Here is a 21,325-nt window from a genome sequence, read left to right on the forward strand (position 1 = left end):
CGCTGATGCCTCATATCGAGTTGATCTTGTCCGGTCGCTCGATCACCGGATCCTCGACCTTGACCCGCACGATCTCCCGACCGTCCTCACCGAAGCCAACGACCGTGTCGTCGTAGAGCTCCATCGGTTCGCCGTTGACCATGATCTCGGAGAGCTTCGGGCCCTCCTCGACATCAAATGAGAAGATGATCTCCTGGGTGGACCGGAACAGTTGCAGCACCGCAAGGAGCCGTCGCGACGGACGGGTGTAGGCCTCGATGGCGTGATCGACGCCCGGGCCGAACATCTGGTGCAGGTACTCACGAGGCACCCACCTTGGCGGGATGTAGTAGATGTTCGGCTGGGTCCCGAACTGGGGATACAGGGGAAGGGCGACCTTCTCCTCGTGCACGAGGTAATACAGCGGATGGGACGGATCCGAGGTCCAGGTGCCGTCCGCGTTGACATTTACGAGTCCCTGGAGGCGGATCTTGCCGACACATGCAGCCATGCACCGCGTCTCCATCGGATTGCCACCCGTGAGCGGGTCGCTGCCCTCGATTCGGGGATAGCACGCGATGCACTTTTCGGAAGTGCGTGTCGTCGGGCGGTACATCGCCTTCTTGTACGGGCATCCCTCGACGCATTTCTGGTAGCCACGGCACCGTTCCTGATCGATGAGGACGATCCCGTCCTCGGGTCGCTTGTAGATGGCGCTCCGAGGGCACGCGGCGAGACAGCCGGGGTAGGTGCAGTGGTTGCAGATCCGGGCGAGGTAGAAGAACCAGCCTTCATGTTCGGGAAGGGACGCCCCGTCCTTCGGATAGCTCGACGCGTGGTCCTCGTAGCGGTTCGGTGCCTTCCAATCGTTCTCCTGGGGGATGTAGCCGAGGACCCGCTCGCCGAGGTCGGCAGCTTCGAAGATGGTCTGTCCCTGGAACTCGCCGTACGGTGCCGATGTCGGTCCCGGCTGTGCGGTCCAGGTCTGCCCGTCGGGGTTGGCGTCCTCGAGCATCGAAAGCAGCCGGACATCCCAATGTGACGGATAGCCGCCGAACGGCTTGGTCTCGACATTGTTCCACCACATGAGTTCCTGGCCGGGGGAGTGGGTCCAGGTCGACTTGCACGACATCGTGCAGGTCTGGCAAGCAATGCACCGGTTGATGTTGAACACGGCCGCGAACTGCCGGTCGTAGACCCCGCCTTCGTGCCGGTACTCCATCTCCCTTCCGAGATGCCAGTTGTGAACCGTCGCCATCAGGCTCTCCTCTCGTTCGGGAACACCGAGGCGATGGCCTCCTGGACGAATCCGAATCCGTATGCCGAGAACATGCGGTACAGCGCCGCATACTCGGGCTGGGTGAACAGGCTTGCAATGGCGTCGGCCTTCCATCCGACCATCGCGTATTCCTCGACGAAGCAGCGTGCCGCGAGCTCGTCCTTGGCACGATCGGTCGGGTAGGTGACACCGACGAGCTCCATCGGGTCTTCGGCTTCGACTTCCTTTTCGATCAGGTGGTCCCGGTCGATCTCGGGTCGGACATCGAGCAGACGGACCGGTTGCCAGGTTGTCGTCATGCCGAGCTCCCGTTCACCGTTGTGAGGCCACCCATGATGTAGCGCTGCATCACCGCGTCCTCACCGCCAGGGCTCTCGCCGGTGGTCCCCGGCGCCCACGGACCCACACCGCCGAGTCCTCCCGATTCCGCTTTCTGGATGCGCACGAGCGTCTCTTTGGGTGTCGTGTTGATGGCGTGGTTGTCGACATCGAAACCGAAGACGAACCCCATCGCTGCTGCCTTCTTGTGGAACAGGCTGTCGGTCTGGTGCATCGGTGGTGCCCAGCCCCGCGTGATGCTCTGCTGGGAGCCGTGCCGGAAGCTCGCCTGGTAGCCGTTGGGGGACAGCGCCCGGCCGTCGGCACGCTCCTTTTGTGCCCTCACGGTGAGTGGGGTCGCCATGTAGAACGCATGCTTGAGCATCGTGACACCCGCCGGGTACGCGTGGTTGTACGAGACACGCGCCATCAGGCGAGCGACCTCGGCGAACTCGGCGTCGTCCTGCCAGCCCTTGAACGGCCGGTCGGCGGGGTTCGCATCGACCCAGACATAGTCGCCGTTGTCGATGCCGAGCCTTCTCGCGTCGTCGGGGTTCATGTGAAGCTGGGTATCGCCGACGCCGGGGAGTCGTTGATCCTCGCGATACGGGTCGGAGAAGTTCGAGTTCCAGATCCAATGCCAGTCGGTGACGGCCCACGACGAGTGGACCGAATGGCGTGACTTCGGGGTCAGGCACAGGAATTCGTAGCCGTCCACATACAACGGGTTCGTGGTCGCCTTGACCTCACTCCACGGCATCATCACATTGCGGACCTGGCGACGGTCTGCATCGATATCGTCGAGCGGAATGCCGTAGTCCTGCGGCCGTAGGAACGGGCTCGTCGACACGATCACATTCGGCAGATACGGGGTCGCTTCGACCGCCTCGCGATGCACGATGAGGTTCTCGCCGTACTCGATCGCTTCTGGCGTGTCGACATATGCGTTCATCCGGCCCGTGTCCGTGAAGAACGGCTCAGCATCGAGGATCTGCTCGTAGAACGGGATCCTCGGAAGGGTCCGGTACTGCATGAGCGCGCCACCGGGCTCCCCGTAGGTGCCACCCATCACATCTTCGACCGTGTAGCCGTCGGTGGTGAACGAGGCATCCAGGACCCGGTTGAGGTACACCTCGGGCCTGCCTTCGGTGGCGAACTTGAAGTAGTCAGAGAACCGTTGCTCACCCGTGTGCGCAGCAAGGGCCTCGGCGATCCCTGCGAACACGGCCACATCGTCCCGACTGTCGTACAGCGGATCGATGCCACCATGCCACATCTGCAGGAACGGATTCGAACAGGACCCGGCCATCTCCACGGTCTCGAACTCGAGCCAGCTGTTGACCGGCAGGATCACATCGGCATACTCGGCCGAGGCCGTCCATTCGATCTGCTGGTCGACGATCATGTCGACCTTCGGGTTGACATTGTGGACGAGTTCGTAGGCCCACTTCGCCTGGTTGATGAGGTTGGCGTTGTTGTACCAAAGCACCTTGGTCGGGGTGGGGAGGTGGCTCGTTCCCGTGAAGACCCTGCGGCCCCCAGACGGTGTATCGACCACGAGCGGGCGGTCACCGTATCCCCAGTATGCGGTCTCCTCGCCGTGGATCGTGTGGCGCTGCGTCTCGGGGGTGTACACGGCGTTCTCGTCGAGCAGCGGGTTGAACGGATCCTCGTTCACATAGCCGCCCACGCCCGGGCCATACCAGGGGGCGGCGTGGAAGATCCCGCCCTTGTAGTTGCCTGCCCAGGTGCTCACGCCCGCACCCGGCTTGCCGACATTGCCGGTCAGCATCGCAACCATGTACACCGCCCGGTTGTGGAGCGTCGCATGGAAGTAGTGGTTGATGCCCTCGCCGACATGGATCCCGACAGGCTTGATCGTTGCGATGTCCGTGATGAGGCGTTCGACGAGATCCCTCGGGGCGCCCGTGATATCGACGACGGTGTCGAGGTCGTAGTCCTTGAGATGTTCACGGTACATGGTGAGCCCGGTGGCGACCTCAACCGTCGACCCGTCGGCAAGGGTGAGCTCACCGCGGAAGTCGAGCATCGGGTCGATACCCGCAGCCGTCATCGTGTCTCCGATGTCCTCGCGGGTGATCGCGACGGGTGCACCGCCGGACGACATCACGACCCGATCACCGGTCTGTTCGTACTGTTCGGCTGTCATGCCGTGGACGGTGAAGCTCACCGCGTTCGATGCAAGCTGTGGTGTGTACCCCGCGAACAGCTCGTCGGCACGGAGCCGCTGGAGCGTGTCGAGACGAACGAGGAGGGGGAAGTCGGTGAAGCGCTTGACGAAGTCGGTGTCGTACAGGTTTCGGTCGATGAGTTCCTTCGCGATTCCGAGGAACAGCGCCGTGTCCGACAGGCCTGCCCGCACGGGGATCCAGTAGTCGGCCTTGGATGCCTGGGGTCCGTACTCGGGGACGATGGACACGACCTTGCCACCGCGTTCGATGATCTCCTGAAAGAAATGGCTCTCGGGCATCTTATTCTCGACGAGGTTCTTGCCGACCTGGATGAGCAGCCTCGAGTTGCGAAGGTCTGAGAAGTCGGTCTCGGAGGTTTGGAGGCCGTGCACGAACGGAAACCCGGGGGCCTGGTCGCCGCGCCATGTGTACTCGGACCAGTCCCTTGCACCCATCGCCTCGTCCGGCTCGACGCCGCGCACTTTCGCGTCGAGAAGCGACAACATGTTCGCGAATCGGAACAACCCGAACTTCCCTGCGACGCCGTGGATCGGAAGGGACGAGCCGAACTTCATGGTTCGGACTCCAGACTCCTCCCAGAACTCGAGCATCTCGGGTTCGTACCCGTCGGCTTCGATCAGCCGGCGGTGACCTTCTTCGCCCGAGTAGGTCTCTGCGATCGCTTCGAGGCCCCGGGCGACATAGTCGTCGATCTCGGCGGTATCCATGGGAATGAACTCATCCTGGGAGCGCTGATCGAACTTGTAGGTGGTGCGCAACTCCGGGTTGTCCGAAAGCGATGGGAACCCGTCGTCCGCCCACTGCTTCCAACCGGCACGCAGCATCGGTGTGCGGAGCCGGTACGGCCCGTACACGCGCCGGTGGACCGTGTACCCCTTGAGGCAGCCCCTGGGGTTCCACGCCACCGACGAGGTGTTGCCCTGGGGATCGCCGTACTTGTTGCCGTCGTAGTTCTGCTCGATGCGGATGACGATGCCGTTACGCACGAATGCCCGCAGGCGGCACATGTGGGTGTCGTTGGGGGCACAGATGAAGGTGAACGAATCGTCGTAGGCGTACTGATCGCGGTAGATGGATTCCCATTCCCGGTTGGGGTAGAAGACGAGCGGGTTGTCGATCCCCGGGGCCGCCTGGAAGAAGGTCATGGCCTTGTCGAATCCCTGCGCCGCAACATAGGTACCGGCCGCTGCGATCGCCGAGCCCTTGAGGAACGTGCGTCTTGTTACTTTCTTCACATGCCCTCCGTATTTGCGTCGGCAGCCTAACACAGTTTGTGAGTTCATATACACTCAACTAATGAATCTTCCAGATTCCAGATGTCAGAGGCCAGATGCCAGATGCCAGAGGCCAGATGCCAGAATTCAGATGTCAGATGTCAGATTTCAGATTTCAGATTTCAGATGTCAGAACTCAGATTCCAGATATCAGATGTCAGAGGCGGGTTTCAGGGGTTGGGTGGTTCCTAGCCTTGGGGCGGCACATCGAGACAGGAGGTTGGGGTGACTGATTGGGGACCCTTCTCACTTGCAGGCAAGAACGCGATCGTCACCGGTGGCGGTGCCGGCATCGGATGGGCATGTGTGGAACGCATGGTCACCGCTGGGGCGTCAATCGTGCTTGCCGACCTCGACCCTGACCAGGCTGCTGGCAAGGTCGCAGGGCTCGATCGTCCCGACGCGGTTTCAGCGATCGCCGTCGATGTCACCAACTCCGACGCCGGTCGAACGCTCGTGGATCACTGCGTTTCGAAGTTCGGAAAGGTTGACATCCTCGTCAACAACGCGGGCATCTATCCGATGGTTCCGATGCTCGAGATCGACGAGGCGTTGTTCCGCAAGGTGATCGATGTGAACCTCGTGGGTCTCGCGTTCATCTCGAAGGCGGTTGCGGAGCACATGATCGAAGCCGGAGGCGGCGGAAGGATCATCAACATGGCGTCGATCGATGGGCTCCATCCTTCCATGGTGGGCCTCGCTGCGTACGATGCATCCAAAGGCGGTGTCGTGATGTTCACACGGAACCTCGCGCTCGAACTGGCTCCGCACGGGATCGCCGTGAACGCGATTGCGCCAGGTGGGATCACCACCGAGGGCACCGAGGCGTCCCGGACGGCCCCAGAGGGGATGACGGTCGAAGAGATGGAGGCACTTGCGGCCCAGATGCTCGCTGCGAAGGTTCCGATGGGCAGGATGGGGGAGCCGCATGAGATCGCAAACGCCGTCGTGTTCCTCGCCTCGGAGGCTGCGAGCTACATGACGGGTGAAGTCGTCGTCATTGACGGAGGCACACTCCTCACATAGTTCACATAGTGGTCACCGGGTCACGACCGTCTCGCATTCGTGTGAGCAGATGGCTGTGCTGGATCGATCCGCTCCGATAGCATCGGGCCGACCTTGCGACCCCGGAGCAGCATGGACAAGGCAGCGCATCACCCGTGGACGGTCTTTGACGACGACCCTCGCCATGTGGATCGCTTCGGGATGCTGCTGCTGCTTGCGATCGCTGCGGCCATCACCTTGTCCCTCGTGGATCTGCGATCCGAGCCGGGAGACCTTGCCGCAGAGGTCGGCGTCCTCGCGGTGTCGGTCTTCGTCGGGGGAACCCTCGTCGTCGGCCTGCGGTCATCCGGGGTTGCGAAACGCTGGCGCGTCCTTGCAGAGACCCTGATCGGTATCGGGATCGCCGTATCGGTCGTGGTGTTCGTCATCAATGTCGCTGGCGGTACTGCCGATCGATCCTTGGTGCATGGGCGACTCTCCGTTGTGTGGGTCGCGGTCGCTGCCCTCGTTCCCGTCGTGGTGATTCGCAGACTTGCCCGGCACCGGATCGTGACGCGGGCGACGCTGTTGGGGGCAGTTGCCGCCTACATCCTCATCTCGCTGACTTTCTGTTTCATCTTCCTCTCCGTCGATTCGTATTGGGGGCCCTTCTTCGTGTCCGGGGTCGAGCCGACGCCATCATTCATGTACTTCAGCCTGGTGACGATCTCGACCCTCGGCTACGGCGACCTGTCCGCCGCGAGCCACTTCGGTCAGTTGGTGGCCGCGCTCGAAGCGGTGCTCGGGCAGGTGTACCTCGTGACGATCGTCGCGATGATCGTGTCAGGCTTCGTCTCGCAACGCCGGCACGACGCAGCCACCGGGGAGCACCCGAACCGCGAGTAGCCGCCCCGAAGTCGGTCCCCGCTGGCTGAGAGATGTGCCATTCCCAATCTCAGCGCTTTGGAATCCGCTGCGCCGGTCGGTACAGTCCCGACCCAGGAACGGATCGGGCGCGCCAGTGTCGGCACGCAGGCAGGTGGAGCCAGTGGCACGGATCATCATGCTGGGGGGCATCATCGGGACGATCCTGATGACGATGTGGACCCTTCGGACCGCGAAACGCCCCACCCGGATCCGGAACGGCTTCGACATCGCCAAGCTGGTGATCACCGCGGGCGTGATCGTCTTCATGGGAGTCATCGTCGGGGTCCAGACACCGCTTGCGCTCGCGGTTGGGGCAAGCATGGTGGGACTCGTCGTCGGGCTCCTCCAGGGCCGCAACCTCACCGTCGAATTTCGGGACAACAAGGTGTACGCCGTCCGCACCATGGTCGGGATCGCCGTATGGGCTGCCGGACTCGTTGCGATGCAAAGTGCAGGGATCATCAACCGGACCGGTGTGTTTCGGGTCGGTCAGGGCATCGCGCTGTTCGGGGCGTTCGTGACCCTCGGGCTGATCTTCGGGCGATCGGGACCCATCAGAGTCGCCCGAACCGGTGCCACCGCGAAGGCAGCGGCCGTCGCTGCCGTGCTCATCCCGGTCGTTGTGTTCGGCTCGATGCTCGGTGGTTCGGCGCTCGCCCAGACGGACAGCGATCTTTGCGACTTCACACCGTCCGACGGCTACTGGGGACAATCACCCGATGGTGTCCGATTCGACATGCAGGTGCTCGGCATCGTCTCGTTCGATCCGAACCCCCAGGGCGCGACCGCCGCATGTTCGAACACCCACCAATTCAACTGGGGCGACTACCTCGCCGTCGGCGTGTACTTGATGCCGGACCCCGCAACGGCCCAGGCCGAAGTCGCTCGGATCACCCAGGAAGCCCAAGGCGTCGCGAACGAGGTGGGAACGCTCGCAGGGACAGGCGCCGCCGCCGTGCTCGACCCCGACATTGTGAGGATCAGCTTCGACTACGCCGAACTCTGGATCACCGATGTGGGGCCATACCTCGCGTTCGCCAAGACCGACCGGTACGGTCAGGGCGCCCAGCTCGAGGAGACCGAAACCGTGATGACGGAGCGGTTCGGTGAGGTCTTGTCGAATCTCGGGTCCGGGCCGGCTCCGCCGCCGACGACCACCCCCGGAACGACACAGCCACCGGACACGCCCGGCACGACCTCTGGGGACTCCACCGACGGGACCACGACGACGCTCGATGTCGACGCCATCGGTCAACCGTTTCCCGATGACGACGATCCGCTCGGGTGGCTCACTGAAGGGGACATCAACACCGATGAGGGCGCCGCGGCAGCGGTTGCTGCTGTTGCGGCGGCCGTCGCGGTCGGGCTCGTCACGCTCGCAGAGGGCCAGCAGACCCTTGCGGATCTCTTCGACCGGCCACCCCAGACGCCTGGCAGCGGTGGACTCGTCGACGAGTATGGCGATCCGCTCGTCCCGAGAGAGGACGGCCTGTACCCGTGGGACGACGGGACGACGGTGCGGTGGGTGCCCGAAGCCGAGGCAATCGAGCTGATCGATCGCGCCCGCCAAGCCCGCGCCCGCAACGCCGCCGAAGAGCTTGCACGGCTTGACCGACACCGGGTGAGAGCTGAACAGGACTGGGCGACATACACGGAGGACTTCCGCGAACGGATGGCCGACGCGAGGGCGCGCCTCGAGCGCGAGCGGGCCGAGCGCGCCGCACGCATGGCACGCGCCGAACGGCTCCGAGATGTGATCGAGGACCGTGCGGGGGATCCCGTGTACGACCGAATGCTCGACCGGCTCGAACGCGACCCTGCCCCTTCCGATGAGGACTTCTGGCGGATGCGCACCGTCCTCGCCACGACGATCAACGACGAGGCAGCGATCGACAAGCTCGGCGACGCGGGGGTCGTCCGGATGACCGTCGAGGGCATGCAAGAGGATGCCGCGTGGCTTGCCGAACAGGTGGGAACCGCAGCGGCGGGGCCCTTCGGGGGTGCGATCGCCGGATGGGCCGTGAGGAACCCGGAGATGCCGGTACGCATCGCGATCGCGTGGGCAACCGGGGGAGCGTCCGAGGTGATCCTCGCGCCGATCGATGTGTACCGGACCCTCGAGGCCGCTGCGGACCAGAAGATGGCGGACTCGAACCGGGACCTCACCGCTGGTGAGATCACCTGGGAGGTGGGGAAGGCCGTCTTCACCGAGTACATCACGGGGAAGATCGGTCGCGCATTCGGCGGGAAAGCCCCCGAAGACCTGCCACGGATCAACCGCCTGCAGCGCACCTACATGCCAGAGGTCGGCCTTCCCCCACCCAACCTCGCCCTTCGCAAGCTCAACCCCGGCGATGTGATCCCTCCCCGCCTGCTGAACCAGGCCGGCTACACCGCCGACCACCTGGAACGCCTCGCCGACTTCTCGCGGCGACGGAATGTGGTCGTCGCGTCGCGGACGACCAATCCGTATTCGCTGCGCCACCTGCAAGCAGGCGACGCGATCCCCAAGCCCCTCAGCGTCAAGTCCAAGACCATCGGGGACCTCGACACCTACCTCGGGGCGAACCCCAAGCACCGGGGCACGGTCGGGCTGTTCGAACCAAAGATGCCCGACACTTCCAACATGAGCGACGAGCTCGCCGAAGCGGTCGCGAGTCGATACTCGCAACGCCTTGCCGAATTCAAAAAGGCGGGCGACATCCCGATTGGGCGGAGCGCCGCGGCAGAATCCGGGAGTTCGATCTACCGGGAGGGAGGCAGGGTCTTCGACACCAAGACCGGGAAACCCTTCGCCGGAGACATGGACATGGTGTACATGAAGGACGCGACAACCGGCGAGATCATCACCGGGCAGCGCCTCGCCGACCTGTCCGCCGAAGCCCAAGACCTCGGGCTTGCGGAACACGGTGTCGAGATGAACGCGGTCCAAGACATCTTGAAGGCCAAGGGCCTCCAGCCGGGCGATCCGGGGTTCCGGAGGGCGTTCGACGAGGCCATGGAGCTCCGCAACAACCTCGAAGGCGCCACGGTCCACGGAGGCGAGATCGTCGTAGAGATGGGTACCGGCGGCCGCCTGTCCATGGGCCCCTCCCAAACCGAACTGATGGGCATGTACTGATGGTCCGCTACGAGATCAAGAGGAGACTGCGATGACCGACACCCCGATCCGATACGCGATGACGGACCATCAGATGGCTGCCGCGATCACCCTCGCCGGGCTCCGCCCAAGCGGCGTTGTGCTCGGCGCCCAGATCCACATCGAGCACGCCGCTGCGGCACTGCAAGGCTCCGAGCTCGTCGACGACCACGGCACCCTCCTTCCGGCCGTTGAGCGATCACTCCAGATCCTGAGCCATCCAACCCATGTTCTTTCCGCAATGTCGACCGTCACCGGGTCCGATACCTGGCGCCGGATGGAGGTTGCGTCGAATGACCGGGGATGGGTGGCGAAGGCGACCACCGATGGCGGATACGAGTTGCTCCTCCTCGAGACGCCAACCGGCGTGGCGGTCGTCGTTGACGACTTCTTCGACCTGACGACCTTCGTGTCGCCTTCGGAGGCGACCGAAGCGACCCTGACACCGAACGGATGGTGGGGGATGCTCGCTGCGACCGACCTTCGTCGCGCAGCGAACCTGCTTGCCGAGCTCGACCGATCGGGACCCGCAGGCACGGTGCTGTCCGAGGACGCGATGATGGCGACGCTGTCGACCGGTGCAGCGAGCAACGATACGCGATGGTTGGTATCGGCCATGATGCCGCTTTCGCCGATCCGACCGACCGCCCAGTTCGTCAGAGGCCGTCGACGAGCTCATCGCTGCTGGCCTTGCAGGATCGACGCCCAATGGTCCCATGTTCACCGAAGCCGGGATCTCGCTTGCGAACGGCCTTGCCCAAACGATGGTGTTCGGATCGATCACCCAGAGCATCGTGGTTGGCAACGAGCGGGCCCGGATCGCCGAGTTGTCGGTGTTCCGCGGGCCGCTTCGGCTTCTTGTCGGCATGTGGACCGGGCTCGGCACGGAAGCACCAACGGTGACGCTCGCCGAACCGAGCTCCGACACGGCGGTGAACATGGTCCGGGATCTCGTGCGACTCGCAGCCGAGCAGCTTCCGGCACCGCCAGCCTGAGGTCCGCGGCACGGAAGCGAGATTGCCTCTTGCATTCGGGAACGAAACCGGATCTACTGCGCGCATGCACGATACCGAGACACCCCGATCGCGACTCACCAAGCTCGACAAGTCGATCCTGGTTCTTCAAGTCGGCGTCGCCACGACCTTCGGCATCGTCGGTTTCGTACAGACGAACGACCCGGACTGGGGATCCCTCCAGCGTCTCGTGATCCTGTTCATGCTCGGCCTTTGGTTCGGTGGTATCGCTGGCTCGGCCGCGATCGCGCTCCGGTTCGCTTCACCGGTTGTCCGTGCCGTCATCTTGATTGTCGGGCCCTTCCTCGGCCTGCTCATCCTGGTCGGCTGGTCATACCTCGGCGCCTGAGCGATTGTCAGCGTTGGTCGCCCCGTGTCCCTCGCGTGGCGTATCGGTAACCTCGCGCGGATGGCAATCATCCGTGCGACGAGGCGACCGCGATCGGTACGCGCAGCGGCATCGGTTGTGGTGGTCCTTGTCGCACTCGCGGCGGCGGGCTGTTCGGCGAACCCATCCCGCGAGACGGTGCTCGTGTCAGCCGCTTCGTCGCTTGCCGACGCCTTCGAAGAGCTCGCAGCGGCCTTCGAGCAGCACACGCCGGGGGTCGAGGTCGATCTGAATCTCGGCGGGTCGTCCACCTTGCGCGACCAAATCATCGAAGGCGCACCGGTCGATGTGTTCGCATCTGCGAACATCGGCGCCATGGAAGCAGTTCTCGCAACACTCGACGGTGCGTCGTCGTCAAGGGTATTTGCGCTCAACACGCTCGAGGTCGCCGTACCGAGGGGCAATCCTGCCGCCGTGACCGGGCTCGCCGACTTCGCCGACGAAGACCTGTTGATCGGCCTGTGTCTCGAAGCTGTGCCGTGCGGGGACTACGCGAGGCGATCCCTGCGATCGGCAGGGGTCGTACCGGCTGTTGACACCGAGGAACCAGATGTTCGGTCCCTGATGCTCAAGATCGAGTTGGGAGAAATCGATGCCGGCATCGTCTACCGGTCCGATGTGGTTGCCGCCACAGGCGCGGTCGACTCGATCCGGATCCCCGACGAACACCAGGTGCCGGTCACCTACCCGATTGTGACGGTGGCGAATCCTCCGTCGAAGCTCGGAGAGGCGTTTGTCGCATATGTGCTGTCGGATGAGGGTCGGGCGATCCTCGCCTCGTACGGTTTCGGGCTGCCCTGATGTCGAAGCGTCGAGCTCACCGGGTCGGTTCGCCGCCGCGTACGGTCGTTGTTTTTGCAGTGGCAGGGATCGCGTTCCTCGTCGTGCCGATTGTGGCGCTGATCGTCCGCACGCCGTGGGCCGAACTCGGCGGGCTGCTCACCAGAGAGATGGTCGTCGACGCGCTGCGGATCTCGATCGTTGCGTCGGTTGCGGCGACGGCCATTTCCTTCGTTATCGGCGTGCCCGTCGCCATCGTCCTTGCCCGGACCGAGTTTCCCGGCAAGAACCTCGTTCGTGGCTTCGTGCTGCTCCCGATCGTGGTGCCACCCGTCGTCGGCGGTGCCGCGCTGTTGTTCGCTTTTGGGCGAAGGGGAGTGATCGGCGGCCCGCTCTACGACCAGACCGGCATCGTGCTTCCGTTCTCGATCTGGGGTGTCATCATGGCGGTCACCTTTGTCGCCATGCCTTTCGTCATCGTCACGGTGGAGTCGGGACTCCGGAGCCTCGACACGAAGTACGAGAACGCTGCCGCCACCCTCGGTGCAGGCAGGTGGATGGTCCTTCGGCGCGTGACCCTTCCGTTGTTGCTTCCGTCCCTGCTTTCGGGTCTCGCGTTGAGTTGGGCGCGAGCGTTCGGAGAGTTCGGGGCGACACTCACCTTCGCTGGGAATGTGAGCGGGAAAACCCAAACGATGCCACTCGCCGTGTTCGTGGCGCTCGAGTCGAATAGGGAGATCGCCGTTGCGATCAGCCTCGTCATGGTTGCGGTGGCTCTCGCCGTGCTGCTCGTGCTGCGCGACCGGTGGTGGAGGACGCCATGAGCGACAGCGGACTCGTCGCAGACATCGGTGTTGAACACCCCGGCGGGTTCGTCCTCGATGCTGCATTTGCGATCCCACCCGGGGGAATCCTTGCGATGGTCGGACCAAACGGCGCAGGCAAGTCGACCATCGTCTCGGCGCTGTGCGGACTTATTCCCCTTGACCGGGGTTCTATCCGTCTTGGCGGTCGCGTGCTCGCCGATCACGGCACGGGAGCGTCGGTTGCGGTGCACGATCGCCGGATCGGCGTCATGTTCCAAGACGACACCCTCTTCCCGCATCTCACGGTACGGCGCAACATCGAGTTCGGGTTGAGGGCAACGGGCCAAGAACCGGCGGTCACGGCCGAGATGGGCGAACGGTGGCTCGAACGCCTCGACCTCGCAGCTCACGCCGAGAGGCTCCCGGGAGAACTGTCGGGAGGAGAGGCTCGGAGGGTGGCGCTGGCTCGAGCGGTCGCAACGAACCCGGATCTCCTCATCCTCGACGAGCCGCTCACTTCGCTCGACATCACGACCAGAACAACGGTCCGCAGGGCAGTCGCCGAGTTCCTCGAAAGCTTCGAGGGTCCTTCCCTCGTGATCACACACGAACCGGCGGATGCCTTCATGCTGGCTGACAGTATCTGCATCGTCGAAGGCGGTCGTATCGTCCAGACGGGGACTGCCGCGGAGATCCGTCTCCGTCCGGGGACGCCGTACGCAGCCGATCTCGTCGGAGTCAACATGTTCGCCGGAAGTGCCGACGGGGGCACGGTCGTCGTTGGCGAATACCTCCTTTCGATCCCGGACCGCGACCTCGCTGGCGCCGTGACGGTGACGATCCACCCGCGGGCCATCGCCCTCCATCGAACCGAACCTGAGGGGAGTCCGAGAAACACCTGGGCGACCGCCGTCGTCCACTTGGAGGACCTCGGGGATACGGCACGCATCGAAACCGGACTGCCCCTTCCCGTCACGGCAGAGGTGACGACCGAATCGGTCCGTTCGCTCGGACTTGCGATCGGAGTACCCGTCTGGGTGTCGGTCAAGGCGACCGAAATCGGCGTCCGCGACTCGTAGAGGGCTGTGCCAGCGAGGCGCAGCGACAGACCACTGGCGCTACCCTCCGGCGGATGGGCAGCCTTTCTTTCGCCGAGATCATGACGATCGTGGTTGTGATCCTGATCATCTTCGGGCCGAACCGGCTCCCTGAGTTTGCGAAGCGGGTCGGGAGCCTCCTGTCGAAGGCACGACAAGTCACCTCCCAGTTCGCCGAGGAGATGTCGCGTGAGTGGGGGGAGGCAGTGAATCCGATCACCGCCGCGCGCGACGATCTCAAAGGCATCAGGGATGATCTCCGTCAAGCCGGCGCCACCTTCACCAGCGATTTGGGCGAGACGAACCTCAGCGGGTCCGACCCCGCGCGTCAGCAGTTCGAAACTGGCCCTTCCGACCGTCCAGCCACGCCGCAGGAAGAGCTTCCACCGGCGGAAGCCGACGACACCGAGGATGCCGGATGACCGCGGCCACGATGCCGTTCTCCGAGCACCTCGTCGAGTTGCGCAAGCGTCTGATTCGATCGGTGATCGCCGTCGGTGTCGGCACGGTCATCGCGTTCTTCTTGAACGAGCAGATTCTCGATCTGTTGATCGAGCCGTACCGCAAGCTCGACCCCGACGCTGCCCTCGCAACCTTCAAGGTGACCGAGGCGTTCAGCGTCGTGATGCGCCTGTCGTTGTGGGGTGGACTGGTCCTTGCGAGCCCCGTCATCACCTATCAGGTCTGGCGCTTCATCGAGCCTGCACTGTCGCCTCGGGAGAAGCGTTGGGTAATCCCCATGGTCGGCGTCCTCGCCTTCCTCTTCCTTCTCGGAGTGTTCGTGGGGTACCTCGCTCTCGAACGGGGCCTCAACTTCCTCCTCGACTTCGGTGGGGACGCCCTCGTCCCCGTGATCGGCGCCGATTACTACCTGCGGTTCGCGATGCGGTTCCTGCTCGCGTTCGGCCTCGCGTTCCAGTTTCCGGTCTTCCTGTTCGGCGCCGCTGCCTTCAATCTGGTGACGAGCCGTCAGCTGCGGTCGTCGTGGCGTTGGGCGCTGGTGCTGATCCTGATCGCTGCGGCCCTCATCACCCCGAGCGGTGATCCCTTGACGCTCATGATGCTCGCCGTTCCCCTGTACATCCTCTACGAGGCTGCCATCCTTGCGATCAAGTTTGTGCTGAAGAAGTGATTCTCCGCCCCGGCGGAGAATCAATTCTTCAGTTCACTGTTCACTGTTGACTGTGAACGGTTCACAGTTCACGGTGCACCGCTCAGGCGTCCTGTTCTCACATGACACGCCGCGAAGTGGTCGGCATCGGTGTCCGATTGTTCGAGCTCGGGCACCTCGGTGTCGCAGACTCCTTCGACCGCGATCGGGCATCTCGGATGGAAGAAGCAGCCCGATGGAGGATCGATCGGTGACGGCACTTCGCCCTGGAGAATTGTCCGGTTTCGCGGCCGTTCCGGATCCGGGATCGGAATCGCCGAGAGCAGGGCCTCCGTGTAGGGATGGAGCGGGTTTCGGTACAGGTTCTCACGGTCGGTCAGTTCGGCGCTCCGACCGAGATACATGACCGCTACCCGGTCCGAGATGTGCTCAACGACCGCGAGGTTGTGCGCGACGAACAGCAGCGTGAGGTCCAGTTCGGCTTGGAGCTCCTTGAGCAGGTTGAGTACCTGGGCTTGCACGGACACATCGAGCGCAGACACCGGCTCATCAGCGACCACGAAGTCCGGTTCGAGGATCAGCGCACGCGCAAGTCCGATGCGTTGGCGCTGACCTCCGGAAAACTCGTGCGGGAAACGGCTTGCGTGATGTCCCTCGAGGCCGACGAGTTCGAGCATGCGCTTGACGCGTGCCCTGCGCTCGTTCTTGTCACCGATGCCATGGAGCCTGAGACCTTCTGAAATGGAGTTCCCGACCTGCGTGCGCGGGTCCAGCGATGAATACGGATCCTGGAAGATGATCTGAACACGCTTTCGGAACGGTCTGAGTTCCTTGCCGCTGAGATGGGTGACATCCGTTCCGTCGAAGACGATCGAGCCTGCCGTTGGTTCGAGAAGCCGCGTCACAAGCCGACCGAGCGTCGACTTGCCACAGCCGGACTCGCCGACGAGGCCAACGGTTTCCCCGCGACGGATCGACATGGTGACCCCGGCAACCGCGTTGACGGTGGCGATCTGACGCTGGAAGACGCCGCCCTTCACTGGGAACTCCTTCACGAGGTCGGTCATCTCGACCAAGATCTCACTCATCGCGACTCACTCCCCGTTGCTCCCTCGGGCCCACCGCGATAGCTGTGCCGTGCCCGCGCCGCCTCAGGATCGAAGCTGCCGTCCTCGCCATACAGGAAGCAGCGCACGGCGTGCCCGGGCGCCACTGCTCGAAGCTCCGGCACCTCCTCGACGCAGACCGTGAGCTGGTGTTGGATCCGCGAAACGCACCGCGACGCGAACCGGCATCCCTGTGGGAGATCGATGAGGTTCGGCACGATGCCAGGAATCGTCTCGAGCGTATCGACACTGGAACCAAGCACCGGGATCGACGCGATGAGGCCCTGTGTGTAGGGATGCTTCGGACTCTTGAACAGCGTTCGAACATCGGTCTCTTCGACGATCTCGCCCGCATACATGACGGCGACCCGGTCTGCCATCTCGGCAACCACGCCGAGATCGTGTGTGATGAGAATGACGGCCGTGTTCGAGTCGTTCTTCAGGTCACGGATCAGGTCGAGGATCTGGGCTTGAATCGTGACATCCAAAGCCGTGGTCGGTTCGTCGGCGATGAGGAGCTCCGGCTCACATGCCAGCGCCATGGCGATCATGACCCGCTGTGCCATGCCGCCCGACAGCTCGTGCGGGTATGCCGCCGCCCGGGACACGGGATCGGGTATGCCGACTTTGGTGAGCATCTCGATGACCCGTTCCTCTTCGACCTCTTTGGGCCAGCTGCGGTGGAGCTCGAACACCTCCCTGATCTGGGCCCCTGATCGATAGACCGGGTTCAGCGCACTCGTCGGTTGCTGGAAGATCATCGAGATGTGCTCTCCACGCAACCGCCGCACTTCATCAGGTGTCATCGCGGCGATGTCTCGCCCGTTGAACAGGATCTCACCGGCAACGATCTCACCGGGGTGTGGGATGAGGCCCATGATCGAAAGGGACATGACCGACTTGCCGCAGCCGGACTCGCCCACGATGCCGAGGACCTCTCCACGCTTCACCGCGAGCGACACTTCATCGACGGCCTTGACGACGCCGTCGCGGGTGTCGAAATGCGTCTTGAGCCCCTTGATCTCGAGCAAGTGTTCGGGGGCTGCCGATGGATCGGGATGCTGCGCCGGCTCGGTCGCCATGATCGATCCTTTACCGGTTGAGGGTCGGGTCGAGGGCGTCGCGCATGCCGTCTCCCATGAGGTTGAATCCGAGCACGGTGATCATGATCGCGAGCCCCGGGAAGAAGACGAGGTGTGGTGCGGTGAACAGGTTGTTGCGTTCGGAAGCGAGCATGGAGCCCCACTCGGGGTTTGGGGGTTGGGCACCGAGACCGAGAAACGACAGCCCAGCCGCTTCGAGGATCGCGGTTGCGATGCCGAGTGTTGCGAGCACCACGAGGGGGGTCAATGCGTTGGGAATGACCCGCCGCACGAGGAGCTGCCTTCCGGACGCACCAAGGGCGAGCGACGCCTGTACGAAATCCGATTCCTTGATCGCGAGGACCTGGGCGCGCATGACGCGCGCATATGCGGGAATGGCGACGATTGCGATGGCGATGAGGGCGTTCTCGAGTCCCGGCCCGAGGACCGCGACGATAGCTATCGCAAGCAGCAGCGACGGAAAGCCGAGAATCACATCCATGACGCGCATGATGACATTGTCGAGCCATCCGCCGATGTAGCCCGCGATCGCGCCGAACAGGCTTCCCACGATGAGCGCGATGGTCACGGTGAAGAACCCGAGCGTCAGGCTGATCCGAGCCCCGTAGACGACCCTCGAGAACTCATCTCTGACATTCCCGTCGAGCCCAAGAATGTGTTGGGGAAGCTCCTCATCACAGCCGAACGCGTGGACGCACGGGCTGTCGCGGGGGCCGCGTTCGAGTCCGTCCGGATGGTCGATGAGAACCTCGTTCGGTGGATAGGGGGCGATCACCGGGGCGAAGATCGCGATCAGGATGAGCGACACCACGATCCCGAGACCGATCATGCCGGAGGTCCGTCCACGGAATCGTCTGAGCGTGAGGCGCCACTGACTGAGCGGCTTTTCGAGCAGGTCTTCTTTTGCGGCTCGAACTTCGAGCATCTCGACGGCCTTGGTGCGTGAGATCACTGCGAACTCACCCTGATGCGCGGATCCAGATAGCCGTATGACAGATCGACGGCGAGGTTCACAAGCACATAGCCGGCGGCAACGACGACGGTGATGCCCTGCACCACGGCGTAGTCGCGGCCGGTGATCGCGTCGTACAGTGCTCTCCCCACCCCCGCGAGGTTGAACACCGTCTCGGTGAGGACGGCCCCGCCGAGCAACGCGCCGAGCTGGAGACCGATGATGGTCACGACCGGGAGCATCGCGTTGCGGAAGGCATGGCCGCGGATCACCTTCTTTTCGCGTGCGCCCTTCGCCCGTGCCGTACGGATGTAGTCCTTGTTCATCACCTCGAGGAGGGAGCTTCGGGTGATGCGCGCGATGATTGCGAGGGGGATTGTGGCAAGTGCCACGGCGGGCAGGATCATGTGCCTGATCGCATCCCAGAACACATCCCATTGGAAGGTGATGAAGCTGTTGAAGATGTAGAAGTTCGCGATGAACTCGTTGAGACTTGCCCAGAGGGTCCCTTCCTGAGGGTTCCAGCCCCACACCTCGTAATAGGGCGTCGGGAACACGCCCGCCGACAGTCGACCGGAAGGCGGTAATTGGAAGATGGTGTCCTTGAGGACCACCGCGAATAGGTACGCGAGCATCAGCCCCAGCCAGAACACCGGCATGGATACGCCGACATTCGCGAATGCCATCGTCCCTGAATCGATGGCAGTGTTGTGCCTCCTCGCGGCGACGATGCCCATCGGCACCCCGATGCCTACGGCGAGGATCAGGGCCGACACGGCGAGTTCGATCGTCAGCGGGAGCCGTTCGATGAGGATCTGGTTCACGGGCCGGGAAAAGCGGATCGAGTCACCAAGGTTGAATGTCACGACATTCTTCATGTAGATGCCGAGCTGCACCCAGATGGGGTCGTTGAGCCCGTTGGCTTCGTTGAATCGATCGCATGCGGCTTGTGTTGCCCGTTCACCGAGGAGTGATGTGCATGGATCGCCGGGAATGGCTCGGATCAGGAAGAACACGACAACGACGATGCCGATCAGGACAGGTATTGCCAGCAGCGTGCGCCGTGTGATGAAACCGAGCATGGGTGGTGTGGCGGCCTCCGCGGGGGACTGCGCACAATAGAGGACGGGGGAGGCGAGTGCCTCCCCCGTCTCGGTTCGCTATTCGCCCGTGATCAACCGTCAGACGCCGGAGCGTTGACCAGTCCGTTCCACAGGTAGTCGTAGTACTCGAACACACCGCTGTTGCCGACATGCAGCGGCGATGCCGCATCGAGGCCCGCAGTGAACGATGTGATGACATCGTTGGCGTCGAATGTCGATCCGTCATGGAATACGACACCTTGACGCAGCGTGCATGTCCACACCGACAGGTCGGCGTTGGGCTCACAACCGGTCGCGAGTTGTGGCTGGACATTGCCGTCCTTGTCGTACGAGTACAAGGCTTCAACCACTTGGGCACAAGCACGGAGGGACTCACCGTCGGTCTCGTCTGCGCAGTACAGCGAGATGGGCTCGTTGCCCTGGACAAACACGAGGGTGTCCTTTCCGTTGTCCCAGAAGTTGAACATGACCTGACCCCACGGTGGCGCGTACGCACCTTTCACCCCGGCGGTTGCACCGAAGGCGCTTCCTGCGTGGGCGATCGGGACCATCGGGACGAGTTCCTTGATCGCGTTGTTGGCTTGCTCGTACAACGGCTGGGCCACGGAGGCGTCGGCCGTCTCGGAAGCGGTCTTCAACGGTTCATAGATCTCCGGATACGGATCGCCGAACTGGAGGTTCGTCTCCGCGAAGTGGAAATCGAGGAAGTTCGTGATGTGCGGGTAGTCACCAGTCCAACCCAGCAAGTGGATACCGTCGTAGCCACCCGCGGACGATGTCTGGATGAACTCACCGGACTCGACGACCTCGATTGTGGCATCGATGTTCAGGTTGGCCTTCAACTGTGCCTGGATGTCGGCTGCGACATCGCCGGGCGTCGGCAGATAGCCACGCGTCACATCGCGATAGTAGATCGTCGTTTCGAACCCGTCCGGGAACCCTGCGTCCGCAAGCATGGTCTTTGCCGCTGCTGCGTCGAAGTCGTACCAGCTTTCACCCTCACAGCCGAACTGGACCGAACATGGCGTGAAGTGCGATGCGGTCTCCGACCCCGGTGGGTAGAAGGTATCGACGATTCGCTGCCGGTCGATGCCGAGCGCAACGGCCTTGCGAACATTCACATCGCCCCACGGGCCATGCGTGTTCGTGAAGCCCATGTAGAACACATTCGGCTCCGGCTTGTCGAGCAGTTGCAGATTCGGGTCCGACTCGATCGTTGCATAGTCGTCGACTCCGGGGAAGGTCATCCCGTCCGCGGTTCCGGACTGGAGCTCGAGAAGACGGCCAGCGCTCTCCGTTGACCACTTCAGCACGGCCGTGCTGTGCGTCGGGAGCTGCCCGTAGTAGTCGTCGTTGCGTTCGTACACAACGGAGTCGCCTCGCTGCCATTCCTTGAGCTTGTACGGTCCGGTGCCGATCGGGTTGTCGATCGGTGCTCCGCCGGTCGCCTCGAGGTGCTCCTCGGGTTGAATCCCGAAGACGCCGAAAGCGATCTGCGCCAAGAACGCAGGATGGGGACTGCACAGGTCGAACTCGACCGTGTACTGGTCGACCGCCGTGATCTTCTCCACACGCCCGCCGTAGTCACAGCCACCCGCATCGAGGACCTTGCCCTCGAAGGCCATCGGTGGGCTGGTCGTTGTCGTGTCGTCAGTGCTGCTGCTACATGCCGCTGCGACCAGAGCAAGTGCAACAACAGCCAAGAACCAGAGATGTTTGCGTCTCATCGTCTTGTTCCTCCTTGTTTTCAGAT

19 protein-coding genes are annotated in these 21,325 nt (G+C 63.3%); 10 read left to right on the forward strand and 9 right to left on the reverse strand.

The window, feature by feature from the left end; genetic code table 11:
* Positions 1 to 10 precede the first annotated feature (10 nt).
* The 3 genes from R2823_05320 to R2823_05330 are packed head-to-tail and all read right to left on the reverse strand — an operon-like array spanning position 11 to position 5,024.
* Entirely contained in the window at positions 11 to 1,237 is a 1,227-nt protein-coding gene (locus R2823_05320; GenBank protein MEZ5175608.1) for a 4Fe-4S dicluster domain-containing protein, read from the reverse strand.
* Positions 1,237 to 1,557, reverse strand: coding sequence for a hypothetical protein (locus tag R2823_05325; protein ID MEZ5175609.1), 321 nt, complete (start codon positions 1,555 to 1,557; stop codon positions 1,237 to 1,239). The genes R2823_05320 and R2823_05325 overlap by 1 nt, the downstream gene beginning before the upstream one ends.
* A complete protein-coding gene (locus tag R2823_05330; GenBank protein MEZ5175610.1) occupies positions 1,554 to 5,024 on the reverse strand; it encodes a molybdopterin-dependent oxidoreductase in 3,471 nt (1,156 codons plus the stop codon). Before R2823_05330 ends, R2823_05325 begins: the two co-directional genes overlap by 4 nt.
* Positions 5,025 to 5,288: 264 nt before the next feature.
* Here R2823_05330 and R2823_05335 point away from each other — a divergent pair, with 264 nt between their 5' ends.
* The 3 genes from R2823_05335 to R2823_05345 all read left to right on the forward strand — a co-directional run bounded on the left by R2823_05335 (position 5,289) and on the right by R2823_05345 (position 10,095).
* Positions 5,289 to 6,089: an SDR family oxidoreductase gene (locus tag R2823_05335; GenBank protein MEZ5175611.1), complete on the forward strand. Its 801-nt coding sequence runs from the start codon at positions 5,289 to 5,291 to the stop codon at positions 6,087 to 6,089.
* A gap of 111 nt (positions 6,090 to 6,200) precedes the next feature.
* Positions 6,201 to 6,953: a potassium channel family protein gene (locus R2823_05340; GenBank protein MEZ5175612.1), complete on the forward strand. Its 753-nt coding sequence runs from the start codon at positions 6,201 to 6,203 to the stop codon at positions 6,951 to 6,953.
* A 142-nt stretch (positions 6,954 to 7,095) separates the two neighbouring features.
* Entirely contained in the window at positions 7,096 to 10,095 is a 3,000-nt protein-coding gene (locus R2823_05345; GenBank protein ID MEZ5175613.1) for a hypothetical protein, read from the forward strand.
* A gap of 69 nt (positions 10,096 to 10,164) precedes the next feature.
* Here the strand turns inward: R2823_05345 and R2823_05350 are convergent, their stop codons facing one another.
* A complete protein-coding gene (locus tag R2823_05350) occupies positions 10,165 to 10,731 on the reverse strand; it encodes a hypothetical protein (protein MEZ5175614.1) in 567 nt (188 codons plus the stop codon).
* 98 nt (positions 10,732 to 10,829) lie between these two features.
* On the opposite strand from R2823_05350, the gene R2823_05355 reads away from it, so the two are divergent.
* The 7 genes from R2823_05355 to tatC all read left to right on the forward strand — a co-directional run bounded on the left by R2823_05355 (position 10,830) and on the right by tatC (position 15,329).
* On the forward strand, positions 10,830 to 11,108 hold the full coding sequence (locus R2823_05355) for a hypothetical protein (protein ID MEZ5175615.1): 279 nt from the start codon (positions 10,830 to 10,832) through the stop codon (positions 11,106 to 11,108).
* Positions 11,109 to 11,172: 64 nt separating this feature from the next.
* Complete coding sequence (locus R2823_05360; protein MEZ5175616.1) at positions 11,173 to 11,475, forward strand: hypothetical protein; 303 nt, start codon at positions 11,173 to 11,175, stop codon at positions 11,473 to 11,475.
* A 60-nt stretch (positions 11,476 to 11,535) separates the two neighbouring features.
* The gene (modA, locus tag R2823_05365; GenBank protein ID MEZ5175617.1) at positions 11,536 to 12,315 is read left to right on the forward strand and encodes a molybdate ABC transporter substrate-binding protein; all 780 of its coding nucleotides are present in this window, start codon (positions 11,536 to 11,538) and stop codon (positions 12,313 to 12,315) included.
* Complete coding sequence (locus R2823_05370; GenBank protein MEZ5175618.1) at positions 12,315 to 13,118, forward strand: ABC transporter permease; 804 nt, start codon at positions 12,315 to 12,317, stop codon at positions 13,116 to 13,118. Before modA ends, R2823_05370 begins: the two co-directional genes overlap by 1 nt.
* Positions 13,115 to 14,179 carry an ABC transporter ATP-binding protein gene (locus R2823_05375; protein ID MEZ5175619.1) on the forward strand — a complete coding sequence of 355 codons (1,065 nt, stop codon included), beginning with the start codon at positions 13,115 to 13,117 and terminating at the stop codon, positions 14,177 to 14,179. The genes R2823_05370 and R2823_05375 overlap by 4 nt, the downstream gene beginning before the upstream one ends.
* Before the next feature lie 53 nt (positions 14,180 to 14,232).
* Positions 14,233 to 14,619 (forward strand): twin-arginine translocase TatA/TatE family subunit, encoded by a 387-nt coding sequence (locus R2823_05380; protein MEZ5175620.1) that lies wholly within the window; start codon positions 14,233 to 14,235, stop codon positions 14,617 to 14,619.
* A complete protein-coding gene (tatC, locus tag R2823_05385) occupies positions 14,616 to 15,329 on the forward strand; it encodes a twin-arginine translocase subunit TatC (GenBank protein MEZ5175621.1) in 714 nt (237 codons plus the stop codon). Before R2823_05380 ends, tatC begins: the two co-directional genes overlap by 4 nt.
* Positions 15,330 to 15,397: 68 nt before the next feature.
* On the opposite strand, the gene R2823_05390 is transcribed toward tatC, so the two are convergent.
* From R2823_05390 to R2823_05410, 5 genes are all read right to left on the reverse strand, one after another.
* Complete coding sequence (locus tag R2823_05390) at positions 15,398 to 16,396, reverse strand: ATP-binding cassette domain-containing protein (protein MEZ5175622.1); 999 nt, start codon at positions 16,394 to 16,396, stop codon at positions 15,398 to 15,400.
* Positions 16,393 to 17,496, reverse strand: coding sequence for an ABC transporter ATP-binding protein (locus R2823_05395; GenBank protein ID MEZ5175623.1), 1,104 nt, complete (start codon positions 17,494 to 17,496; stop codon positions 16,393 to 16,395). The genes R2823_05390 and R2823_05395 overlap by 4 nt, the downstream gene beginning before the upstream one ends.
* Positions 17,497 to 17,506: 10 nt before the next feature.
* Positions 17,507 to 18,469 (reverse strand): ABC transporter permease, encoded by a 963-nt coding sequence (locus R2823_05400; GenBank protein MEZ5175624.1) that lies wholly within the window; start codon positions 18,467 to 18,469, stop codon positions 17,507 to 17,509.
* Positions 18,466 to 19,551: an ABC transporter permease gene (locus R2823_05405; GenBank protein MEZ5175625.1), complete on the reverse strand. Its 1,086-nt coding sequence runs from the start codon at positions 19,549 to 19,551 to the stop codon at positions 18,466 to 18,468. Before R2823_05405 ends, R2823_05400 begins: the two co-directional genes overlap by 4 nt.
* A gap of 92 nt (positions 19,552 to 19,643) precedes the next feature.
* Positions 19,644 to 21,299: an ABC transporter substrate-binding protein gene (locus R2823_05410; protein MEZ5175626.1), complete on the reverse strand. Its 1,656-nt coding sequence runs from the start codon at positions 21,297 to 21,299 to the stop codon at positions 19,644 to 19,646.
* Positions 21,300 to 21,325: the final 26 nt, after the last annotated feature.

Source organism: Acidimicrobiia bacterium, from assembly GCA_041393965.1.
In the GTDB taxonomy this organism is placed as follows: Bacteria; Actinomycetota; Acidimicrobiia; order Spongiisociales; family UBA5794; genus UBA5794.